The following is a 16866-nucleotide window of genomic DNA, read 5'->3' as shown; positions in this document are numbered from 1 at the left end:
GGTGTAGCAAGATGCCACGAGTGAAATTCTAGGGATCCGCCGCTGCTGCAAAGCCTCGAATAGTTGCTGCTGCCTTGCCGTGTTTGCACGTTTGTCACGGCATTCCCTGGTCACGACCGGAGGCTCAGAAAGCCTGCCAGTCATCGCCGGCATCATGGCCGGCCCCCTCGGACCGGGCCGGTCGAGGCTCGACGGCCGCCGGCCGCGCCACGGCCTGCACATTGCCCCGGGTCACGCCTGCCCCGCGCCTGGCGGACGCTGGCGACACGCGCGGCACATGGCTCCCACCTGTGCCGCCTGTCCCGCCCGTCCCGGCGAGCCGGAATACGGAGACGGCATCGGCCATGGCATGGGCCTGTTCTTCCAGCGACTGCGCAGCCGCCGCGGACTGTTCGACAAGCGCGGCATTCTGCTGGGTACCCGAGTCGATCTGGCTGATGGCCACGTGCACCTGCTCCACGCCTTGGCTCTGCTCGCCCGAGGCCACGGAAATCTCGCCCATGATGTCCGACACCTGCTGGATGGCGCGGATCACCTGCCCCATGGTCTGGCCGACTTCCCCGGCCTGCCGCGACCCGTCCTGGACCATGCCCGCAGAGGATTCGATCAGTTCCTTGATCTCCTTGGCCGCGGCCGACGAACGCTGTGCCAGGGCGCGCACCTCGCCCGCCACCACGGCGAATCCGCGCCCCTGCTCGCCCGCACGCGCCGCCTCGACCGCCGCATTCAGCGCAAGGATATTGGTCTGGAAGGCGATGCCCTCGATCAGGGTGGTGATGTCCGATATCCGTTCCGAACTGCCGCTGATCCGGGCCATGGTCTGCACCATGGCCTGCACCGCCGCGTTGCCGGCATCCGCCAGGTCCCTGGCGTTGCCTGCCAGCGTATTGGCCTGGGCCGCGTTGTCGGCATTCATCCGGACGGTCTGCGAAATCTCCGTCATGCTGGCCGCGGTTTCCTGCAGCGAGGCCGCCTGCTGCTCCGTGCGCGCCGACAGGTCCATATTGCCGCTGGCGATCTCGCGCGACGCCACACGCACGGCTTCGCTCGATACCTGGATGCCGCGCACCGTCTGCGCGAGCTGGCGGCTCATGCGCGCCATGGCGTCCAGCAGCATCCCGAACTCGTCGCGCGAGCGGGTTTCGATCTGCTGGTCGAGGCGACCCGCGGCAATCTCGTCGGCGATCTCCACAGAGCGGCGCAGCTGCCGCGTGATGGTTCGCTGGAGATGGTGCGACGCCGCCAGCGATACCAGCAGGCCGAGCGCGATCAGCGCCGCAGTCGTCCATAACGCGGCATGCGCCCGCGCAAGACTGCTGCGGTTGTAGTTGCCGGCCTGTGCAAGGTTGGCTTCCACGCCGCGTGTAATCAGCTCGCCGACCTTGTCGCCGGCCGCACCCAGCTCGCTGTCCTGCAGCCGGGCAGCCGCGGCACGGTCACCGGCTTCCAGCAGATGCACCTCCTGCGCGACAAGGTCCGCAAAGCGGGCAAGCGCGGCGTCGAGCGCATCGGCCACGCTACGCTCGCTGGCGGACGTCGCCCGCGCAGGATAGTAGGCCTGCCAGCCCTTCTGCATTTTCGCGCGGTACTGCTGGACCAGTGCCATGTCCTCGCTGGCCGTGCCCTCGGAAGTCGCGCGGATCTTCCACAGCAGCCGGCGGATGTGGAGCTGCGCCACGCGTACCTCCGCCAGTTCGCCGATGGCCACGGTGTTCTGCTCGTACGCGTTGCGCATGTTCTGGTTCAGGCTGGAGATGGTCTGCAGGGCAAACAGGCCGATCCCCAGCATCAGCGCGATACAGACGCCGAACACCAGGAGGATCCTGAACTTGATCGTATGGATGAACTGACTCATTGCTGGAAACTCGATTTGCCGGCTGGTGAAGCCCCCGATCCTCCCGGCCAGCATGCCTGTGCGGGCGCGGTGCGCGCTTTGGCTGGAATTGCGCAGCGCGGTTTTTCCGGCCTTAACGGCAGCCGGCCGCCGGATGTGATGGCCGTCGCCATGATCGTTGATGCGCCGCAAACCACGGTCTTGCGCACCGGGATTTTGAGTGTCCGCTAGCGAACAGTCTGGCATTGTCGAGGCCATCAAGATGCACATAACTGCCGCCCGCCCCGGCGCGCCAGGCGCCAGTAGCTCTCACGGAGGCCCGCCATGTTCAGGAAATCCATGCTGACCGGCAAACCGCAGGCTTGCACGGAAAACGCCGCGGTGCCGACCCGGGAGGCAACCGCACCGGGCGCCGTTCCCGATCAGCTTTCGCGCAGCCTCAAGACCCAGGGCGACGCCATGGTGCAGTACGGCGCGCGCCTGCTGGTGCTGCGCGAGTTCCTGGCCGCGCTGTGCGCCGGCATGCCGGCGGATCGCCGCGACAGCGTGGAAAGCGCCTTCCGCAAGCGTGTCGATGATCTGCTGTGCCTCACCGACGACCGGCAATTGCCCGAGACCTTCCACACCACGCTGCTGGCCGAGATCAACTATTACCTGGGCGAACTGAAGCGTCGCTGACGGCAATCGCAGGCGGATCAGGGCATCTCGCGCCGCGAAGATGGTCCTTGCCATCGCGGCAGCGGCATCTATTGTTCCTGTGACAAGCGCGCCAACGTGCGCCGGGCCGCCCGGGACGCCATGCCCCACAGAACAATCCGCACGCCCTCGCCTGCACTGCCTGCCGCCATACTCGCGATGGCGCTCTGGTTCCGCCCGACCGTGGCGCTGGCCGCCTGCGACCTCACCGCGCCAGCCAGCGGGCAGACCGCAACCTGTACGCCGAAAGCCCCAAATCCGGCCACCAGTGCCATCGTCAGCCAGCCCGGCAGCGGCAATGTCACGGTGGTCATCGAGCCTGGGGCCGAACTCGCAGTCGCGGGCGGTAGTGCCGTGGTCATCCGGGAGCAGAGCCTGGTGGAGAACGGCGGCACCGTCCGCGCCACCGGCGGCCATGCACCGGCCGTGCTGGCCCAGGGCAGCGGCAATACGCTCAGGAATTCAGGGGCGGTCCTCAGCACCGGCATGGACGCACCTGCGGTGTTCATGGACGCCAATGACAACGCACCGGCTACCGTGCAAAACAGCGGGACGATCCACGCAAGCGGCGCAGACAGCATCGGACTTCAGGGCGGCACGGCGCTGATCGTCGGCAATGCGGCCGGCGGGCGCATCCTGAGTGAACAATCCAACGCGATCTTCGCCAACGAGGGCCTTACCCTGAATAACGCCGGGCTGATCCGCTCGAACGCCACCAGCGTCATCATCAACAACAACCCCAGCTCGATCGACAACACCGGCACCATCGAATCGCTGGGCGGCAACGCCATCGGCGCGACGGGGGCGACGGTCGACATCACCAACCGCGGCATGATTTCGGGCGGCTTCCGGGCAATTGATCTCGACGTCGGCGATGACGCCGTCCACATGCTGGGCGGCACCATCAGCGGCGCGATCGTGCTGCGCGAGGGCAACGACCGGTTCGAGATGTCCGGCGGGCAGGTCGGCGACGTGGACATGGGTCCGGGCCAAGACACCGTTGGCATCACAGGCGGACAGGTGAACGGCACCATCGCGCTTGGCGACGGCGACGATACCGCCACGCTCAGCGGGCTTGCGGATGCCAACCTCGCGGGCCTGACCCGCCTCGATGGCGGCAGCGGCGCGGACAGCCTGACGCTCGAACGGAGCCGGCTTTCCGGCGTGGGCCGCCTGGTCGGTTTTGAGACGGTGAACCTGACCAACCACAGCACGCTCGTGCTCGATAGCGACCTGGTGCTGGGCAATCCCGCGCTCCAGGCCCCTGCCGCCCTGGCGCTGCGGCAACCGCTTGCCGTCACGGCGCCAACGGCCGGCACCGCCGAGATCGACAGTACCAGCACTCTGCAGATCGGTCCCGGCGGCAGCGCCGCCATCCTCGCGGCGGCCGCGGGGCAACTGGTCGCCGTCAGCAATGCCGGCATTATCGACCTGACCACCGGTGCCACGCCGGCCGTGAGCCGCTTGCACATCGTCGGCCACTACACCGGCAACGGCGGGCAACTGCTGCTGCGCAGCGTGCTGGGCACGGACAATTCGCCGTCGGACCAGCTCGGCGTGGCGCACGGCGCGGTCGGCGGGAGCACCACGATCGGGCTGGCCAATGCCGGCGGCAGCGGCGGCTTGACCCTTGCGGATGGCATCCCCCTGGTGCTGGTGACGGACGGCGGCACGTCGGCGCCTTTGGCGTTCCGGCTCGCGGGTGGCCAGATCCAGGCCGGCGCATACGTCTATGTGCTGTACCGTGGCGGCGTCAGCCGGGGCACGAACGAAAGCTGGTTTCTGCGTTCGAGCCTGGCTCCCGCTCGAGCGCTGTCGCCCACGCCTGCCTCGCCCCAGTCCGAACTGTCGCCGCAAGCGGCGGCGGGCAGTCCGGCCCTGCCGCCGGCCCCTGCTGCGGACGCCCCGCCGGTGCCGCTCTACCGGCCGGCGGTGCCCGTCTATGCCGCCATTGCCGGCGTGGCTCGCCAGCTGGCCACCGACCAGATTGCCACGTTCCACGAGCGCCAGGGCGAGCAGGGACTCCTCGCGGAACGCGGCGCCCTTGGTGCCGCCTGGGCGCGCGCGTGGGGCAGCCATGGCCACCAGTCGCAGGGTGGTGAGGTTCACCCTGATTTCAGCGGCACCCTGGCGGGACTGCAGGTCGGCCAGGACCTGTACGCCATGGGCGGGAACGGTCCGAATGACCATCGGGACCATTTTGGCGCCTATGTTGGCTATGCACGCGCGGCAGGTGACATCGCCGGGTTCGCGCTCGGCTTTCCGGGGTACGCGGCTGGCAAGCTCGATATCACCGCATATAGCGTGGGCGCATACTGGAGCCATATCGGGCCGGGCAACTGGTACACCGATACGGTGGCGCAAGTCAGTACGCTGACCGTCGATCCGCGCACCTACACCGGAACGGGCGCCACGACGCACGGCACCGCGCTGGCGCTGTCGGCCGAGGCTGGCGTGCCGCTGCACCTATCGCCCACGGTGACGCTGGAGCCGCAATTGCAGCTCGCATGGCAGCACCTGTCCGTCAATGACTTGCAGGACCAGGTCAGCACGGTGTCCTTCCACACTGCCGACAGCACGCTGGCGCGTGCCGGCGTACGGCTGCAGAAGGTACTGGAGGAACATGGGGTACGCTGGCAACCGTGGTTGCGCATGGACGTGCTGCATGCCTTCGGCGCGACCGACCAGACTGTTTTTGCGGCGACCACCGCCATTCCCACCAGCCAGGCTTATACCGCCGCGCGTTTCGAGGCCGGACTCGCCGGCAAGGCCGGCCCGCGCGGCAGCGTCTATGGCACCGTCGGCTACCTGACCAGCCTGGACAGCGTGCCGCGCAGCGCATGGTTCGGCAACGTGGGCGTGCGCTGGTCCTGGTAGTCGCACACGCCCCCGGCGTTCGCAACGGAACGGCCCTGAATCGGCACCTTGGGGTAATGATCTGAAACAAACTCCATATTTGCCCGAATGAAAAGTCTTGTGCCGTCCTGCCGTTATTGTTCCTGCCTGACCTTCATCCCCTGCGGCAGGCAACAATCTCCCGGAAAGCCAGCCATGTCATTTGTTACCAAGAGCGTCCAGATCGAATACCGCCAGAAGGGCCGCAAGCCGGTCATTACCGCCACAGAAGCTGTCGCGCTGTCCGAGCGCCACGCGGACGACCCCAAGGCCATCCTTGCCGCGTTGCGGCTGCTGCATCCGCAGTGGGAAGACATCAAGGTAATTTCGGTCTCGTAACCCGCACCGGCGGGCGGGTCAAACAAAAAAGGCGCTTCGCGTACCGTGCGAAGCCCCTCTTTCCCATCAGGCCAACAAGATTACCGCATCAGACCGGCACATCCCTGGTCGGATCCACCTTGCGGTCATCAAACCAGCGGTACAGCGTCGGCACCATCACCAGCGTGAGCAGCGTCGACGTGATCAGCCCGCCGATCACCACCACCGCCAGCGGGCGCTGCACCTCCGAGCCCGGACCGCTCGAGAACAGGAACGGCACCAGGCCGAGCATGGCGATGGTGGCCGTCATCATCACCGGGCGGAAACGCTGGGTTGCGCCCTGCACCACGGCTTCGTTCAGTGACAGGCCCGAATCGCGCAACGTGCGGATGTACGACACCAGCACCACGCCATTGAGCACGGCCATGCCCCACAGCGCGATAAAGCCTACCGACGCCGGCACCGACAGGTATTCGCCGGTGACGAACAGCCCGATGATGCCGCCGATCGATGCGAACGGCAGTACCGTGATGATCAGCGTGGCGAAGCGCAGCGAATTGAACAGCAGGAACAGCAGGAAGAAGATCGCGGCGATGGTCACGGGCACGATGATCTTCAGGTGCCCCATGGCGCGTTCCATGTTCTGGAACTGGCCGCCCCACTCGAGGTAGTAGCCTTCCGGCAGCCTGACCTTGGCGCCCGCGGCCTGCTGCAGTTCGGCGACGAAGCCGCCGAGGTCGCGGTCCTTCACGTTGATCATCACCACGACGCGGCGCTTGGCCATTTCGCGGCTGATCTGTGCAGGCCCGTCGTTGACCTCGATCTTCGCCACGCTCTGCAGCGGCACCTGCATGCCGTCCGGCGTGGACACCAACAGCTGGCGGATGGCCTGGACGTTGTCGCGGAATTCCTCCGGCAGGCGCACGGCGGCGGCAAAGCGGCGCTCGCCCTCGAAGATGTCGGTGGCGCGCTTGCCGCCGATCGCGATCTCGATGACATCATGGATGTCCGACACGTTCAGCCCGTAGCGCGCAATTGCCTGGCGATCGATCTCGATCGACAGGTACTGCTGCCCCGACACGCGCTCGATGCGGATATCCTGCGAGCCCTGGATGCCGCCCGCGACGCGCGCGATTTCGCCCGCGAGCTCGCGCAGCTTGTCGAGGTCGTCGCCGAACACCTTCACCGCCACGTCCGAACGCACGCCGCTGACCATCTCGTCGACGCGGTCGGAAATCGGCTGCGCCATCACGATCTGCACGCCGGGGATGGCCTTGAGCTTCTCGCGGATGGCATTGGCGATATCGTCCTGGGTCCAGCCGTCCGGCCACTCGCCGCGGTCCTTCAGGCTCGCGATCGGCGTCGATTCGTTCTGGCCCTGCGGATCCGCCGGGCTTTCGCCGCGGCCCACGCCGGACACCACCGACTTCACGCCCGGTACGCCCAGCACCAGCTTGTTGGCCTCCTTCTCCAGCTTGATCGACTCCTCGAGCGAGATGTTTGGCACGCGGTCGATGGCCGGCACGATCGAGCCTTCCTTCATCTCCGGGATGAACGAGGTGCCCAGCAGCGGCACGATGGCAAGCGTCAGCACGAAGGCCCCCACCGCGGCAATCACCGTCTTGCGGCTGTTGCCCAGTGCCCAATGCAGCAGGCGCAGGTAGTGGCGCTTCATGAACGCGATGATCTTCGTGTCATGCTCGGCACCACCCCTGAGCAGGTACGAGCTCAGCACCGGCGACAGCGTCAGCGACAGGAATAGCGAGATCGCCAGCGCGATCGAGATGGTGAACGCCAGCGGCGCGAACATCTTGCCTTCCATGCCTGACAGCGTCATCAGCGGCAGGAACACCAGGATGATGATGCCCACGCCGACGATCACCGGCGTAGCCACCTCCTGCACGGCCTTCACCAGGATCTCGGTCTTGGTGAGCCCCGGCTCCTTGTGGCCCAACCGCTCGAACGCGTTCTCGACCACCACCACGGAGCCGTCCACCATCAGGCCAATGGCAATTGCCAGCCCCCCCAGCGACATCAGGTTGGCCGACAGGCCCATCCTGTTCATGACGATGAAGGTCAGCAACGGCGTCAACACCAGCGTGGCCAGCACGATGACCGACGAGCGCACGTCGCCCAGGAACAGGAACAGTACGATCACGACCAGCACCACGCCTTCGAGCAGCACCTTGGTCACCGTCCACAGCGCGGCATCGACCAGTTCGCTGCGGTCGTAGTACGGCACGATCTGCAGCTTGCCGGGCAGCATGCCCTTGGCGTTGATCTCGGCCACGCGTTCCTTGACGCGGCTGACGACTTCCTTGGCGTTGCCGCCACGCATCATCATGACGATGCCGCCGACCGCCTCGGTCTGGCCGTTCTTCACGAGCGCGCCCTGGCGCACCTCGTGGCCGATGGTGACGGTGGCCACATCGCGCAAGTAGACCGGCGTGCCGGCCACTTCCTTGAGCACGATGCTGCCCAGGTCGTCCACGCCCCTGGCCAGGCCAATGCCGCGGATCAGGTACTGCTCGGCGTAGTGCGGCAGCACGCCGCCGCCCGAGTTGGCGTTGTTGCGCGCGAGCGCCTGGTAGACCTGCTGGATCGAAACACCGTAGTGGCGCATGCGCTCAGGGTTGACCAGCGCCTGGTACTGGCGCACGTAGCCGCCCTGCGAGTTGATCTCGGCGACGCCGGGGATCGAACGCAGCAGCGGGCGCACGACCCAGTCCTGCGCGATGCGGCGCTCGGCCAGTTCTTCCTGCGTCAGTTCACGGTTGCCGTCGTCGGGGCGATCCAGTGTGTACTGGTAGACCTCGCCGAGGCCGGTCGAGACCGGGCCCAGCACCGGCGTCACGCCTTCCGGCATGCGTCCGGACACCTCGATCAGGCGCTCCATCACGAGCTGGCGCGCGAAGTAGACGTCCGTCGCATCGGTGAACACGAGCGTGATCAGCGACAGGCCCGCCTTGTTCAGCGAACGCATTTCTTCCAGTCCGGGCAGGCCGGTCATGGCCATTTCCACCGGCACGGTGACAAAGCGCTCGACCTCTTCCGGCGATCGGCCGGTGGCTTCGGTGGCGATCTGCACCTGCACGTTGGTCACGTCCGGGAACGCGTCGACCGACAGCTTGGTGGCCGCGCGCAGGCCGAAGAAAAACAGCACGACGGCCAGCACGCACACCACCAGCCGCTGCTTGATCGCAGCTTCAACCAGGGATTTCATCATGTCGCTCAACCCTGTTCGAGGCGCTTGCGCTCGTTGTCGAGATGGAAGGCGCCATCCACCACGACGCGATCGCCAGCCTTGACGCCGTTGAGCACCACGCGCATGCCGTCGCTCTCGGCGCCCAGCTTGACGCGGGTCTGGCGGAACTGGCCACCGGGCATTTCCACGTAGACGAGTTCGTCATTGCCTTCGCGCACCACCGCGGACGCCGGCACCACGAGCTGGTCGACAGGCTTGCTGGCAATCAGCATGCTCGCCAGCATGGCCGGCTTCAGACGTCCCTCGCGGTTCTCCAGCTCGGTGCGGACCAGCACCGTGCGCGACTGCGGGTTCACCGTGCGCCCCACATAGATCAGCTTGCCGGTGATGGTCTGGCTGCCCTTGCCGTTGGCCAGCGACGGCACTTCGATCTCCACGCTCTGCCCTTCCGCCACCTGCGCGGCTTGCTGCTCGGGCACCTCGGCCACGACCCACACGCGCGACAGGTCGGCCACGGTGTAGAGCGCGTCCGCCGGCTGCACAACCTGGCCCTGTGCCACATTGCGTTCGACCACGGTGCCGCTGATGCTCGAGTGCACGGGCGAATGCGAGTTGATGCTGCCGCTCCTGGCCAGCTCCGCAATAGTGGCCGGCGACATGCCCAGCACACGCAGCTGGTCGCGATAGGCGCGCATCTCGGCGGAAGCAATGGCCAGTTCGCTTTCGCGGCGCTGCAGTTCGCCGCGGCCGATCACGTCGGCGGCGTAAAGCTGCTTGGCGCGCTCGGCATTGCGGGCCTGCAGTTCATGCTGCGCCTCGCTCTTCAGGAAGGCCATCTGCGCCGCGCCCAGCTCCGTGCTGTGCAGGCGGGCCAGCACCTGGCCGGCTTTGACCTCCTGGCCCAGGCTCGCATACAGATCGGTCACGCGCCCGGTGACGCTGGCGCCAACGCGGGACACGCGTTGCTCGTCGAAATCGATGCGCCCGGCCACGCGCAGCATCTCGCTGAACGGCGACGTGGTCAGTGGCGCAACCTTCAGGGCCTGCATCAGGTTGGGCTCGGGCTTGACCACGCCGGGCGGCAGCTTGGGCGCTTCGGTGGCCTGGGCCGGCTCCTTCGAGCAGCCCGCCAGGGCAAATGCCATGACGGCGGCGGCCGTCAGCGAAAGCAGGAAATTGGGACGCATGATTATGGGTTCTGGATGGTGGAAGACGGCAGGCCCGCGGGCGTGGTGCCCGGTGCCGTCGACATGAGCTTTTCGATCTGGATGGCGGCGACCTGCAGGTCGAACTGGGCGGCGATCAGTTCATTGCGCGCGCCGCGCAGCACGCGCTGCGCATCCAGGTAGTCCAGGATGCCGCGCTCGCCGAAGCGGTAAGCGGACTCGGCCACGTTCAGCGCGGACTCGGCTTCGCGCACGATGCCGGACTCCAGCGCGGTCACCTGCGACTGCGTAATCTCGTACTGGCGGTAGGCGGTTTCCAGCTCTTGGGCGAGCTCGAATTCACGCGCTTCCAGCGCGCTGCGCGCCTGGGTAGCCTGGGCGGTGGCCTCGCCCACCGGGCCGCTGCGGCGGTCCCACAGCGGAATGGTCAGCACCAGGCCGATCTGCGAGACGTTGTTGTCCGGCTGGCGGTCCGTGCTCGCACGCACGGCGACTTCCGGCCAGCGCAGCGAACGCTGGTAGTCCACGCCCAGGCGGGCGCGCTCCAGCTCCATGCGGCGCTGAATCAGTTCGGCGTTGCTCGCGGCCATCGTGCCGCGCAACTGCGGCAGCGGCGGCACCTCGGGCGCCTGGCCCAGGCTGCCGTCCAGTGCGAACTGCGCCGGCATCGCACCGCCGACCTGCTGGCGCAGCGCGGCCTTGGCCTGGTTCACGCGCAGTTCGGCGGTCTGCTGGCTCTTCTGCGCCGCCAGCAGCTCGGTCTCGGCCTTGATCAGTTCATAGCGCGGAGCCTCGCCCACTTCCACGCGCAGGCGCGCGCGGGAATGGATCTGGCGCGTCATCGCCAGGTCTTCGGAAGCGGCCTGGAGCTCGCTCTCACGGCGCAGCACTTCGAAGTAGGCGGTCTTCACGCGCGCGGCAAGCTCGGCGCGGAAGCCCTGGCGCATGGCCTGGGAGGCTTCGAGCCCCCGTGTGGCCATGTCTTCGCGCAGGCTGCGCTGGTGCGGATAGTCCAGCTTCTGGGTGATGGCGTAGGTTGGCGCGTTGCCACTGGTGACGCCGGGCTGCTTGCCCTGCAGGCGGCCGACCATCACCTCGACCTGCGGGTTCGGATAGGCCTGCGCGCTGCTGATGGCGGCATTGGCGGCGTCGACATTGGCCTGCGCGGCCTCGACACCCTTGTTGGTGGATTGCGCCATCGCCAGCAGGTCCTGCAGACCGTAGGACGGGCCGGCGGGAGCGGCGGAAGGCGCGGGCGCGACGTTGCCGGCAGCGAGGACGACGGCGGCCGGCGGGCGCACGTCGTCGCTGGCCTGCGCCGGCATGACGGCGAACGCCGCCAGCGAAAGCGACGCGATCAGGGTCAGCTTGGTGTGTGTCATGAGTCGGGAAAGCAAGCAATACGGCTGCCTGCGCCACGCCGCGACCCCGCCCTCTTGCACGCGACGCGCAACAGGCGAAAGACCGTAACGGACTCAGCCGGCTACCGCGTACGCGCGCCGGGAGGTCTGGCCAGGCAATGGGACGCACCCCGGACGCGGCAATGCCGCGCGCCAGGCGCGAAGGAAATCAGGCGAGGGAAATCGGCGGCTTGAAGAAAGCCGTGGCGGGCGGCGCGGTGCGCCCGGAGGGAGGCTGCCAGAAGTCGTCCGTAGGCAGCAGCAACTTCACGGTTGGCAGGTCGAACAAGGCACTGGACTCTTCGATTTCGTCCAGCAGGTCCAGCGGATCGAGCAGGTCCGCCGACCAGATATTGCAGTAGCCGGGTGGCGGATCGTCGAGAGCGTCTTCGTCATGCAAGCCGTCATCGCCCGGGACGATGATCCGCCCGATGTCGTCGACGGCAGGCAGCGCCGCCACCTCGGTCACTTTGTCCGGCACGGCTGCCGGCTGGACAGCGACCGCCGCAGCGCCCTCCTGCAAACCCGCGTGCGCATGCGCCGCCGCTCCAAAGGAGAGCAGCGACAGGCACATGGCAGTCAGCAGCAGGAACAGGAATCGCATGGGTCGGGGGCGTTCAGCAGGCCTGATACCGCACTCCGCGAAGGAATGCCGGCCGTGCTGCGGTACAGCATTGTAACTTAACGATTACGATTGACCGGGAATGGGCAGGTTCGTTCCCTTTGGAGCCGGTGGAAGGACAGCTCTGTGGGGCAGCATATAGGAGACATGGAGGCAACGGGTATGCAGCAAAGGTGGCATGCGACATCCATGGATGTCCCGCCCTACAAGTCGAACCTGTAGAGCGCCGCCGCGTTCCGCCAGCGCAGCGACTCGGCAAACCCGCGGTCGCGCGGCGCATCGCCGCCGGCACCTGGCTCGCACGGCCATCCGAACAACGCCGCGCACTCATCGGCGCGGGCAGCGGATTCATGATTGGTCCAGGGCCAGTCACTGCCAAGCAGCAGCCGGTCCTGCCCCACGAGCCGGCTCCACGCGCCGGCAAGCGACCGCCAGTCCGTCCCCGGTGGCAGCCGGTACGGCGCGCTGAGCTTCACCCATACCTGCCGGCGCAGCAGGGTCCGCGCGGCTACCTCGAAGACGGCATCACGGGAGCCCTCAGCGCCAGGCCTGCCGAAGTGGTCCAGCACGACCGGCGCGGGGCAATGGCCGAGCGCGGCGTCGAGCGCGGCCAGCAACGTACCGCCCTGCCCGTTACCGGTATGCAGCTCCACATGCCAGCCCAGTGCGGCAACCCGCGCGAACAGCGCGCGCCATGGCGCCGTGCCGATGCGAGCCCAGCCCGGGTCACCAAAGAGATTGAGCCGGATGCCCCGCACGCCCGCCGCCTGCATGGCGGCCAGCGCATCGTCCGTCACGGACGGATCCACCACCGCCACGCCGCGCAACCGGCCGGCGCTGGCACGCAGCGCTGCGAGCAGCGCCGCATTGTCCGTGCCCAGAAAACTGGTCTGGACAACGACGCCATAAAGGAGGCTCCCCAGCGGCGCCAGCAGGCGCTGCCAGTCCTCGATGCGTGCCGCGTACGCGGGCCGGTAGCGCGCGGCCGGCATGCCGGCCGCGGCATCGAACAGGTGAAAGTGGCAATCCACCAGCGGCATTGCGTTGCGCGTCATCATCAGCCTTTTCTTGCATGCGGGTAAGCCCTGATATGGTGCCAGGCGTCTCGCAGCTACTCTAGTCCTCTATAGGACATCAATCTAACACGGACGGCAGATGCAAGACAACGACCCGCTGCGCAGCGCTGCAACCGCCCCTGGCGTCAGCCGCTATGGCCGGATTGCGGCACAGCTGCAGCGCAAGATCGTGGACGGCGAATGGCAGCCGGGCTCGGCGATTCCAGCGGAAAGCACGCTTGCCGCCGAATTCGGCATTGCGCTGGGCACCATCCGCCAGGCCATTGCCGTGCTGGTGCAGGAAGGACTGCTGGAGCGGGTGCAAGGCAAAGGCACTTTCGTGCGCAACGGGCTCACCGGCGCCAGCATGATGCGGTTCTTCCGCTTCCGGGCCGACACGGCGGCGCCGGGCAGCTTCGCCACTGGCATCGAGCCAGGCCTGGCGATCCCGCGTTCCGAGATCCTGTCGTGCCGGGCTGCGCGGCTGGACAAGAGCATGGCCGCGCTGTTCGGGCTCGATGCCGGCGCACGCGGCCTGGCGATTTCGCGGCGCCGCTGGCTCGACGACAAGCCGCGCCTGATCGAATCGATCTGGCTGCCACTGCCGCGCTGCGAGCCATTGCAGCGCCTGCCCAGGGCCGAATGGGGCGACCTGCTCTATCCACTGCTGGCTTCGCAATGCGGCATCACCATCCATCGTGCCGTGGACGAAGTGACTTTCCGCACGCTGGATGCCGACGAGGCAAGCCTGCTGGACCTGCCGGACGGCCATCCGTGCGCGCTGGTGACACGGCGCGCCTATGACCTGCAGGGCCACTGCGCGGAGTACCGGCTGACAAGGGGCGATGCCTACGCCTTCCGCTACCAGGCGGATATCCGGTGACCCTTGAACAAAGAACGAAGAACGAAGAACGCCCATTGATGTGGAGACAAGCTTGAAGCATTCGCCAACACGGATCGCCGCGGCACTGGTGACCACCCTGCTGCTGACCCCTGCCCTTGCGCAGGCCACGGAAGCGCCCGCGCGGTGGCCAACCCGGCCCATCACCATTGTCGTGACCTACCCGCCGGGCGGCGGCGCCGACCTGATGGCGCGGCTGATCGCGCCTGGCCTCGGCCGCGAGCTGGGCCAGTCCGTCGTTGTCGAGAACCGACCCGGCGCCGGCGGGCAGATCGGCGCGTCGTACGTTGCCAAGGCCGCGCCGGACGGCTACACGCTGATGGTCGACGCCTCTTCCTACGCGGTCAATCCGAGCCTGTATCCGCGCCTGCCCTATGACCCCGCCAAGGCCTTTACGGCGATTGGCGTGCTGGCCCGCTATCCCAATGTGCTGGTTGCCACGCCGGGATTCCCGGCGCAGTCGGTCAAGGATGTCCTGGCAATGGCGAAGCAGAAGCCGGGCACGGTGGCCTTTGCCTCGTCGGGCAACGGCTCCGCCCAGCACCTCTCCGGCGTGCTGTTCGCGCAGCGCGCCGGCGTAGACCTGCTGCACGTACCGTACAAGGGCGGCGGCCCGGCCATGACGGACGTTATCGCGGGTCAGGTGCCACTGTTCTTCGCCAACGTTGCTTCGAGCCTGCAGCACATCAAGGCCGGCAAGCTCAGGCCGCTTGCCGTGACCAGCCACACGCGCACGCCTGCGCTGCCGTCGGTGCCGACCATGGAGGAAGCCGGCGTGGCCGGATACGAAGTCTACGAATGGAATGCGGCCTTCGTCCCCGCCGGTACGCCGCAGCCCATTGTCGGCAAGCTGTCCGACGCCTTGCAGAAAGTCATGAACAGTCCGGACGTGCGCAAGCGCATTGCCGAGCTGGGCGGTGAGGTGGTGGCCGCGCCGCCGGCCGAAGCCGCCCGCTATATCGACAACCAGACCCGCCTGTGGGCCAAGGTCATCAAGGACGGCAACGTCAAGCCCGAATGAGGTGACCGCCGGTCACCCACCGCACGCCCCCAGCTATCAAGAACCCCCGGAGAAATGCATGACCCAGTTTGACCCCGTCCGCCGCGACATCCTGAAGCTTGCTGCCGCGCTCGGCGCCGGCGCCCTTGCGCCTTCGCTCGCACGGGCGCAGGCATGGCCCGCCAAGCCCATCCGGCTGGTGGTGCCGTTCGCGCCCGGCGGCAGCTCCGAGATCGTGGCCCGCTCGACGGCCGCCGAACTGACCCGGCTGCTTGGCGTATCGGTGTTCGTGGAGAACAAGCCCGGCGGCGCGGGCAACGTCGCCATGGGCGAAGTGGCGCGCGCGGACGACCAGCACACGCTGATCCTGGGCCACATCGGTACCCTCGCGGTGAATCCCTACATCTTCGCAAAGCTGCCCTACGACCCGAACAAGGACTTCCGTCCCGTATCCCTGTTGTCCAAGGTGCCTAGCCTGTATGTGATCCATCCCGACGTGCCGGCAAAGAACCTGAAGGAATTCATCGCGCTGGCCAAGAGCAAGCCCGGCAAGCTCAACTACGGTTCGGCCGGCAATGGCAGTGCGGGCCATCTCGCCTTCGAGTACCTGAAGGCGTCCACCGGCACCTTCATTACCCATGTGCCGTACCGCGGCAGCGGCCCGCAGATCACCGACCTGCTTTCCGGCAGGCTCGATGCGGCCGCGGTCGGCGCGCCGGCCATCCTGCCATTCATCAAGGCTGGCAAGCTGCGCTGCATCGCCACTGGCACTTCGCAGCGTATCGCGCAGCTGCCTGAGGTCGGCACCGTTGCGGAACAGGGCTATCCGGGCTTCGAGATGACGCAGTGGTATGGCCTGCTCGCCCCGGCGAGCCTTGCGCAGCCGGCCACCGACAAGCTCGCGGACGCCGCCATCAAGGCGGTGAAGAGCCCAGCGTCGGCACAGCGGCTGAGCGCCGATGCCGCGCTGGTGGTGGGCAGTACGCCGGAAGAGTTCGCGCGCTTCATCGCGCAGGAACAACAGCGGTGGAAGCCGATCATTGCGCGCGCGCAGATCAAGCCGGACTGACGCCGGCCACGGCCCGGTCGTGTTGCAGTTACCGCGATACCCCGCCTGAAGCGGCAGACAGGCGCGCGCCTGTCGCATCGCGCAGTGGCGGGGGCATCGCATTTGGCGGAGCCAGCCCGACCGCCAGGTGCGCAGTCTTCTCCCCTGAACACAAAATCCACCTCCCGTTGGAATAAACGCGCCCCCTCCTGCGTCTACCAGGCATTGGTCCGCTTCCCGGACCGCCTGAACGACGAGGAACCATGGCCTTCCCGCCCCACCCATCGCGATCCCCCGCCCGCGCCTGGACCGTCCTGGCATTGACATTGACCGTGGCATTCCTGCTGCCGGCTGCCGCCGCAGCCCAGGCCACCACCGATCAGCAGAAGTTCGCGGCCGAGAATGAGGCCGCCATGACGCGGATGATGGACGGCATGGCGGTCCAACCCAGCGGCAATATCGACCAGGACTTTGCCGCCATGATGATCCCGCATCACCAGGGCGCCATCGACATGGCCATGGCCGAGCTGCGCTATGGGCGCAATGAACAGCTGCGGCGCATTGCGCAGGAAATCGTCGTCGAACAGCTGCAGGAGATCGCCGCGATGCGGCTCGCGCTCGGCCAGCCGTTGCCGCCATCCGCGCCCGCACCGACCCAGCCCGCAATCGCCGACCAGCCCCAGCCGCAAGCGGCCGGACGCGGCCATGCCGCGCACGCACACTGAC

14 protein-coding genes are annotated in these 16866 nt (G+C 67.4%); 8 read left to right on the top strand and 6 right to left on the bottom strand.

Going from position 1 to position 16866, the window contains the following annotated elements:
- Nucleotides 1-124 precede the first annotated feature (124 nt).
- Nucleotides 125-1855, bottom strand: coding sequence for a methyl-accepting chemotaxis protein (locus LDO29_RS08220; RefSeq protein ID WP_224079300.1), 1731 nt, complete (start codon nucleotides 1853-1855; stop codon nucleotides 125-127).
- Here LDO29_RS08220 and LDO29_RS08215 point away from each other — a divergent pair.
- The 4 genes from LDO29_RS08215 (at nucleotide 1838) to LDO29_RS08200 (ending at nucleotide 5764) form a co-directional block, all read left to right on the top strand.
- Nucleotides 1838-2065 carry a hypothetical protein gene (locus LDO29_RS08215; protein WP_224079299.1) on the top strand — a complete coding sequence of 76 codons (228 nt, stop codon included), beginning with the start codon at nucleotides 1838-1840 and terminating at the stop codon, nucleotides 2063-2065. The two genes, LDO29_RS08220 and LDO29_RS08215, sit on opposite strands and share 18 nt — an antisense overlap.
- Before the next feature lie 93 nt (nucleotides 2066-2158).
- Complete coding sequence (locus LDO29_RS08210) at nucleotides 2159-2512, top strand: hypothetical protein (protein ID WP_224079298.1); 354 nt, start codon at nucleotides 2159-2161, stop codon at nucleotides 2510-2512.
- A 120-nt stretch (nucleotides 2513-2632) separates the two neighbouring features.
- A complete protein-coding gene (locus tag LDO29_RS08205) occupies nucleotides 2633-5407 on the top strand; it encodes an autotransporter family protein (protein ID WP_224079297.1) in 2775 nt (924 codons plus the stop codon).
- A 174-nt stretch (nucleotides 5408-5581) separates the two neighbouring features.
- Nucleotides 5582-5764, top strand: coding sequence for a hypothetical protein (locus tag LDO29_RS08200; RefSeq protein WP_224079296.1), 183 nt, complete (start codon nucleotides 5582-5584; stop codon nucleotides 5762-5764).
- A gap of 88 nt (nucleotides 5765-5852) precedes the next feature.
- On the opposite strand, the gene LDO29_RS08195 is transcribed toward LDO29_RS08200, so the two are convergent.
- From LDO29_RS08195 to LDO29_RS08175, 5 genes are all read right to left on the bottom strand, one after another.
- Nucleotides 5853-8969: an efflux RND transporter permease subunit gene (locus LDO29_RS08195; protein ID WP_224079295.1), complete on the bottom strand. Its 3117-nt coding sequence runs from the start codon at nucleotides 8967-8969 to the stop codon at nucleotides 5853-5855.
- Between the two features lie 5 nt (nucleotides 8970-8974).
- Nucleotides 8975-10135, bottom strand: a complete 1161-nt coding sequence (locus tag LDO29_RS08190) for an efflux RND transporter periplasmic adaptor subunit (RefSeq protein ID WP_224079294.1) — start codon at nucleotides 10133-10135, stop codon at nucleotides 8975-8977.
- A gap of 2 nt (nucleotides 10136-10137) precedes the next feature.
- The gene (locus tag LDO29_RS08185; protein ID WP_224079293.1) at nucleotides 10138-11496 is read right to left on the bottom strand and encodes a TolC family protein; all 1359 of its coding nucleotides are present in this window, start codon (nucleotides 11494-11496) and stop codon (nucleotides 10138-10140) included.
- A gap of 187 nt (nucleotides 11497-11683) precedes the next feature.
- On the bottom strand, nucleotides 11684-12118 hold the full coding sequence (locus LDO29_RS08180; protein ID WP_224079292.1) for a cobalt-zinc-cadmium resistance protein: 435 nt from the start codon (nucleotides 12116-12118) through the stop codon (nucleotides 11684-11686).
- A gap of 221 nt (nucleotides 12119-12339) precedes the next feature.
- On the bottom strand, nucleotides 12340-13194 hold the full coding sequence (locus tag LDO29_RS08175; RefSeq protein WP_224079291.1) for an amidohydrolase family protein: 855 nt from the start codon (nucleotides 13192-13194) through the stop codon (nucleotides 12340-12342).
- Nucleotides 13195-13291: 97 nt separating this feature from the next.
- Here LDO29_RS08175 and LDO29_RS08170 point away from each other — a divergent pair, with 97 nt between their 5' ends.
- From LDO29_RS08170 to LDO29_RS08155, 4 genes are all read left to right on the top strand, one after another.
- Nucleotides 13292-14074 carry a GntR family transcriptional regulator gene (locus LDO29_RS08170; RefSeq protein ID WP_224079290.1) on the top strand — a complete coding sequence of 261 codons (783 nt, stop codon included), beginning with the start codon at nucleotides 13292-13294 and terminating at the stop codon, nucleotides 14072-14074.
- A 52-nt stretch (nucleotides 14075-14126) separates the two neighbouring features.
- Nucleotides 14127-15113 carry a tripartite tricarboxylate transporter substrate binding protein gene (locus tag LDO29_RS08165; protein ID WP_396022638.1) on the top strand — a complete coding sequence of 329 codons (987 nt, stop codon included), beginning with the start codon at nucleotides 14127-14129 and terminating at the stop codon, nucleotides 15111-15113.
- A gap of 58 nt (nucleotides 15114-15171) precedes the next feature.
- Nucleotides 15172-16161, top strand: coding sequence for a Bug family tripartite tricarboxylate transporter substrate binding protein (locus LDO29_RS08160; RefSeq protein ID WP_224079289.1), 990 nt, complete (start codon nucleotides 15172-15174; stop codon nucleotides 16159-16161).
- Nucleotides 16162-16403: 242 nt separating this feature from the next.
- Nucleotides 16404-16865, top strand: a complete 462-nt coding sequence (locus tag LDO29_RS08155; RefSeq protein WP_224079288.1) for a DUF305 domain-containing protein — start codon at nucleotides 16404-16406, stop codon at nucleotides 16863-16865.
- Nucleotide 16866: the final 1 nt, after the last annotated feature.

It is taken from the genome of Cupriavidus laharis, assembly GCF_914271435.1.
GTDB lineage: Bacteria > Pseudomonadota > Gammaproteobacteria > Burkholderiales > Burkholderiaceae > Cupriavidus > Cupriavidus laharis.
This window is presented reverse-complemented; position numbering and strand designations above follow the sequence as displayed.

What these genes read in the sequence shown, in the direction of transcription:
- LDO29_RS08195 (WP_224079295.1), bottom strand. Translation starts at nt 8,969, where the DNA reads ATGATGAAATCCCTGGTTGAAGCTGCGATCAAGCAGCGGCTGGTGGTG.
- LDO29_RS08210 (WP_224079298.1), top strand. Translation starts at nt 2,159, where the DNA reads ATGTTCAGGAAATCCATGCTGACCGGCAAACCGCAGGCTTGCACGGAA.
- LDO29_RS08170 (WP_224079290.1), top strand. Translation starts at nt 13,292, where the DNA reads ATGCAAGACAACGACCCGCTGCGCAGCGCTGCAACCGCCCCTGGCGTC.
- LDO29_RS08205 (WP_224079297.1), top strand. Translation starts at nt 2,633, where the DNA reads ATGCCCCACAGAACAATCCGCACGCCCTCGCCTGCACTGCCTGCCGCC.
- LDO29_RS08160 (WP_224079289.1), top strand. Translation starts at nt 15,172, where the DNA reads ATGACCCAGTTTGACCCCGTCCGCCGCGACATCCTGAAGCTTGCTGCC.
- LDO29_RS08185 (WP_224079293.1), bottom strand. Translation starts at nt 11,496, where the DNA reads ATGACACACACCAAGCTGACCCTGATCGCGTCGCTTTCGCTGGCGGCG.
- LDO29_RS08200 (WP_224079296.1), top strand. Translation starts at nt 5,582, where the DNA reads ATGTCATTTGTTACCAAGAGCGTCCAGATCGAATACCGCCAGAAGGGC.
- LDO29_RS08155 (WP_224079288.1), top strand. Translation starts at nt 16,404, where the DNA reads ATGGCCTTCCCGCCCCACCCATCGCGATCCCCCGCCCGCGCCTGGACC.
- LDO29_RS08180 (WP_224079292.1), bottom strand. Translation starts at nt 12,118, where the DNA reads ATGCGATTCCTGTTCCTGCTGCTGACTGCCATGTGCCTGTCGCTGCTC.
- LDO29_RS08215 (WP_224079299.1), top strand. Translation starts at nt 1,838, where the DNA reads ATGGATGAACTGACTCATTGCTGGAAACTCGATTTGCCGGCTGGTGAA.
- LDO29_RS08175 (WP_224079291.1), bottom strand. Translation starts at nt 13,194, where the DNA reads ATGATGACGCGCAACGCAATGCCGCTGGTGGATTGCCACTTTCACCTG.
- LDO29_RS08190 (WP_224079294.1), bottom strand. Translation starts at nt 10,135, where the DNA reads ATGCGTCCCAATTTCCTGCTTTCGCTGACGGCCGCCGCCGTCATGGCA.
- LDO29_RS08220 (WP_224079300.1), bottom strand. Translation starts at nt 1,855, where the DNA reads ATGAGTCAGTTCATCCATACGATCAAGTTCAGGATCCTCCTGGTGTTC.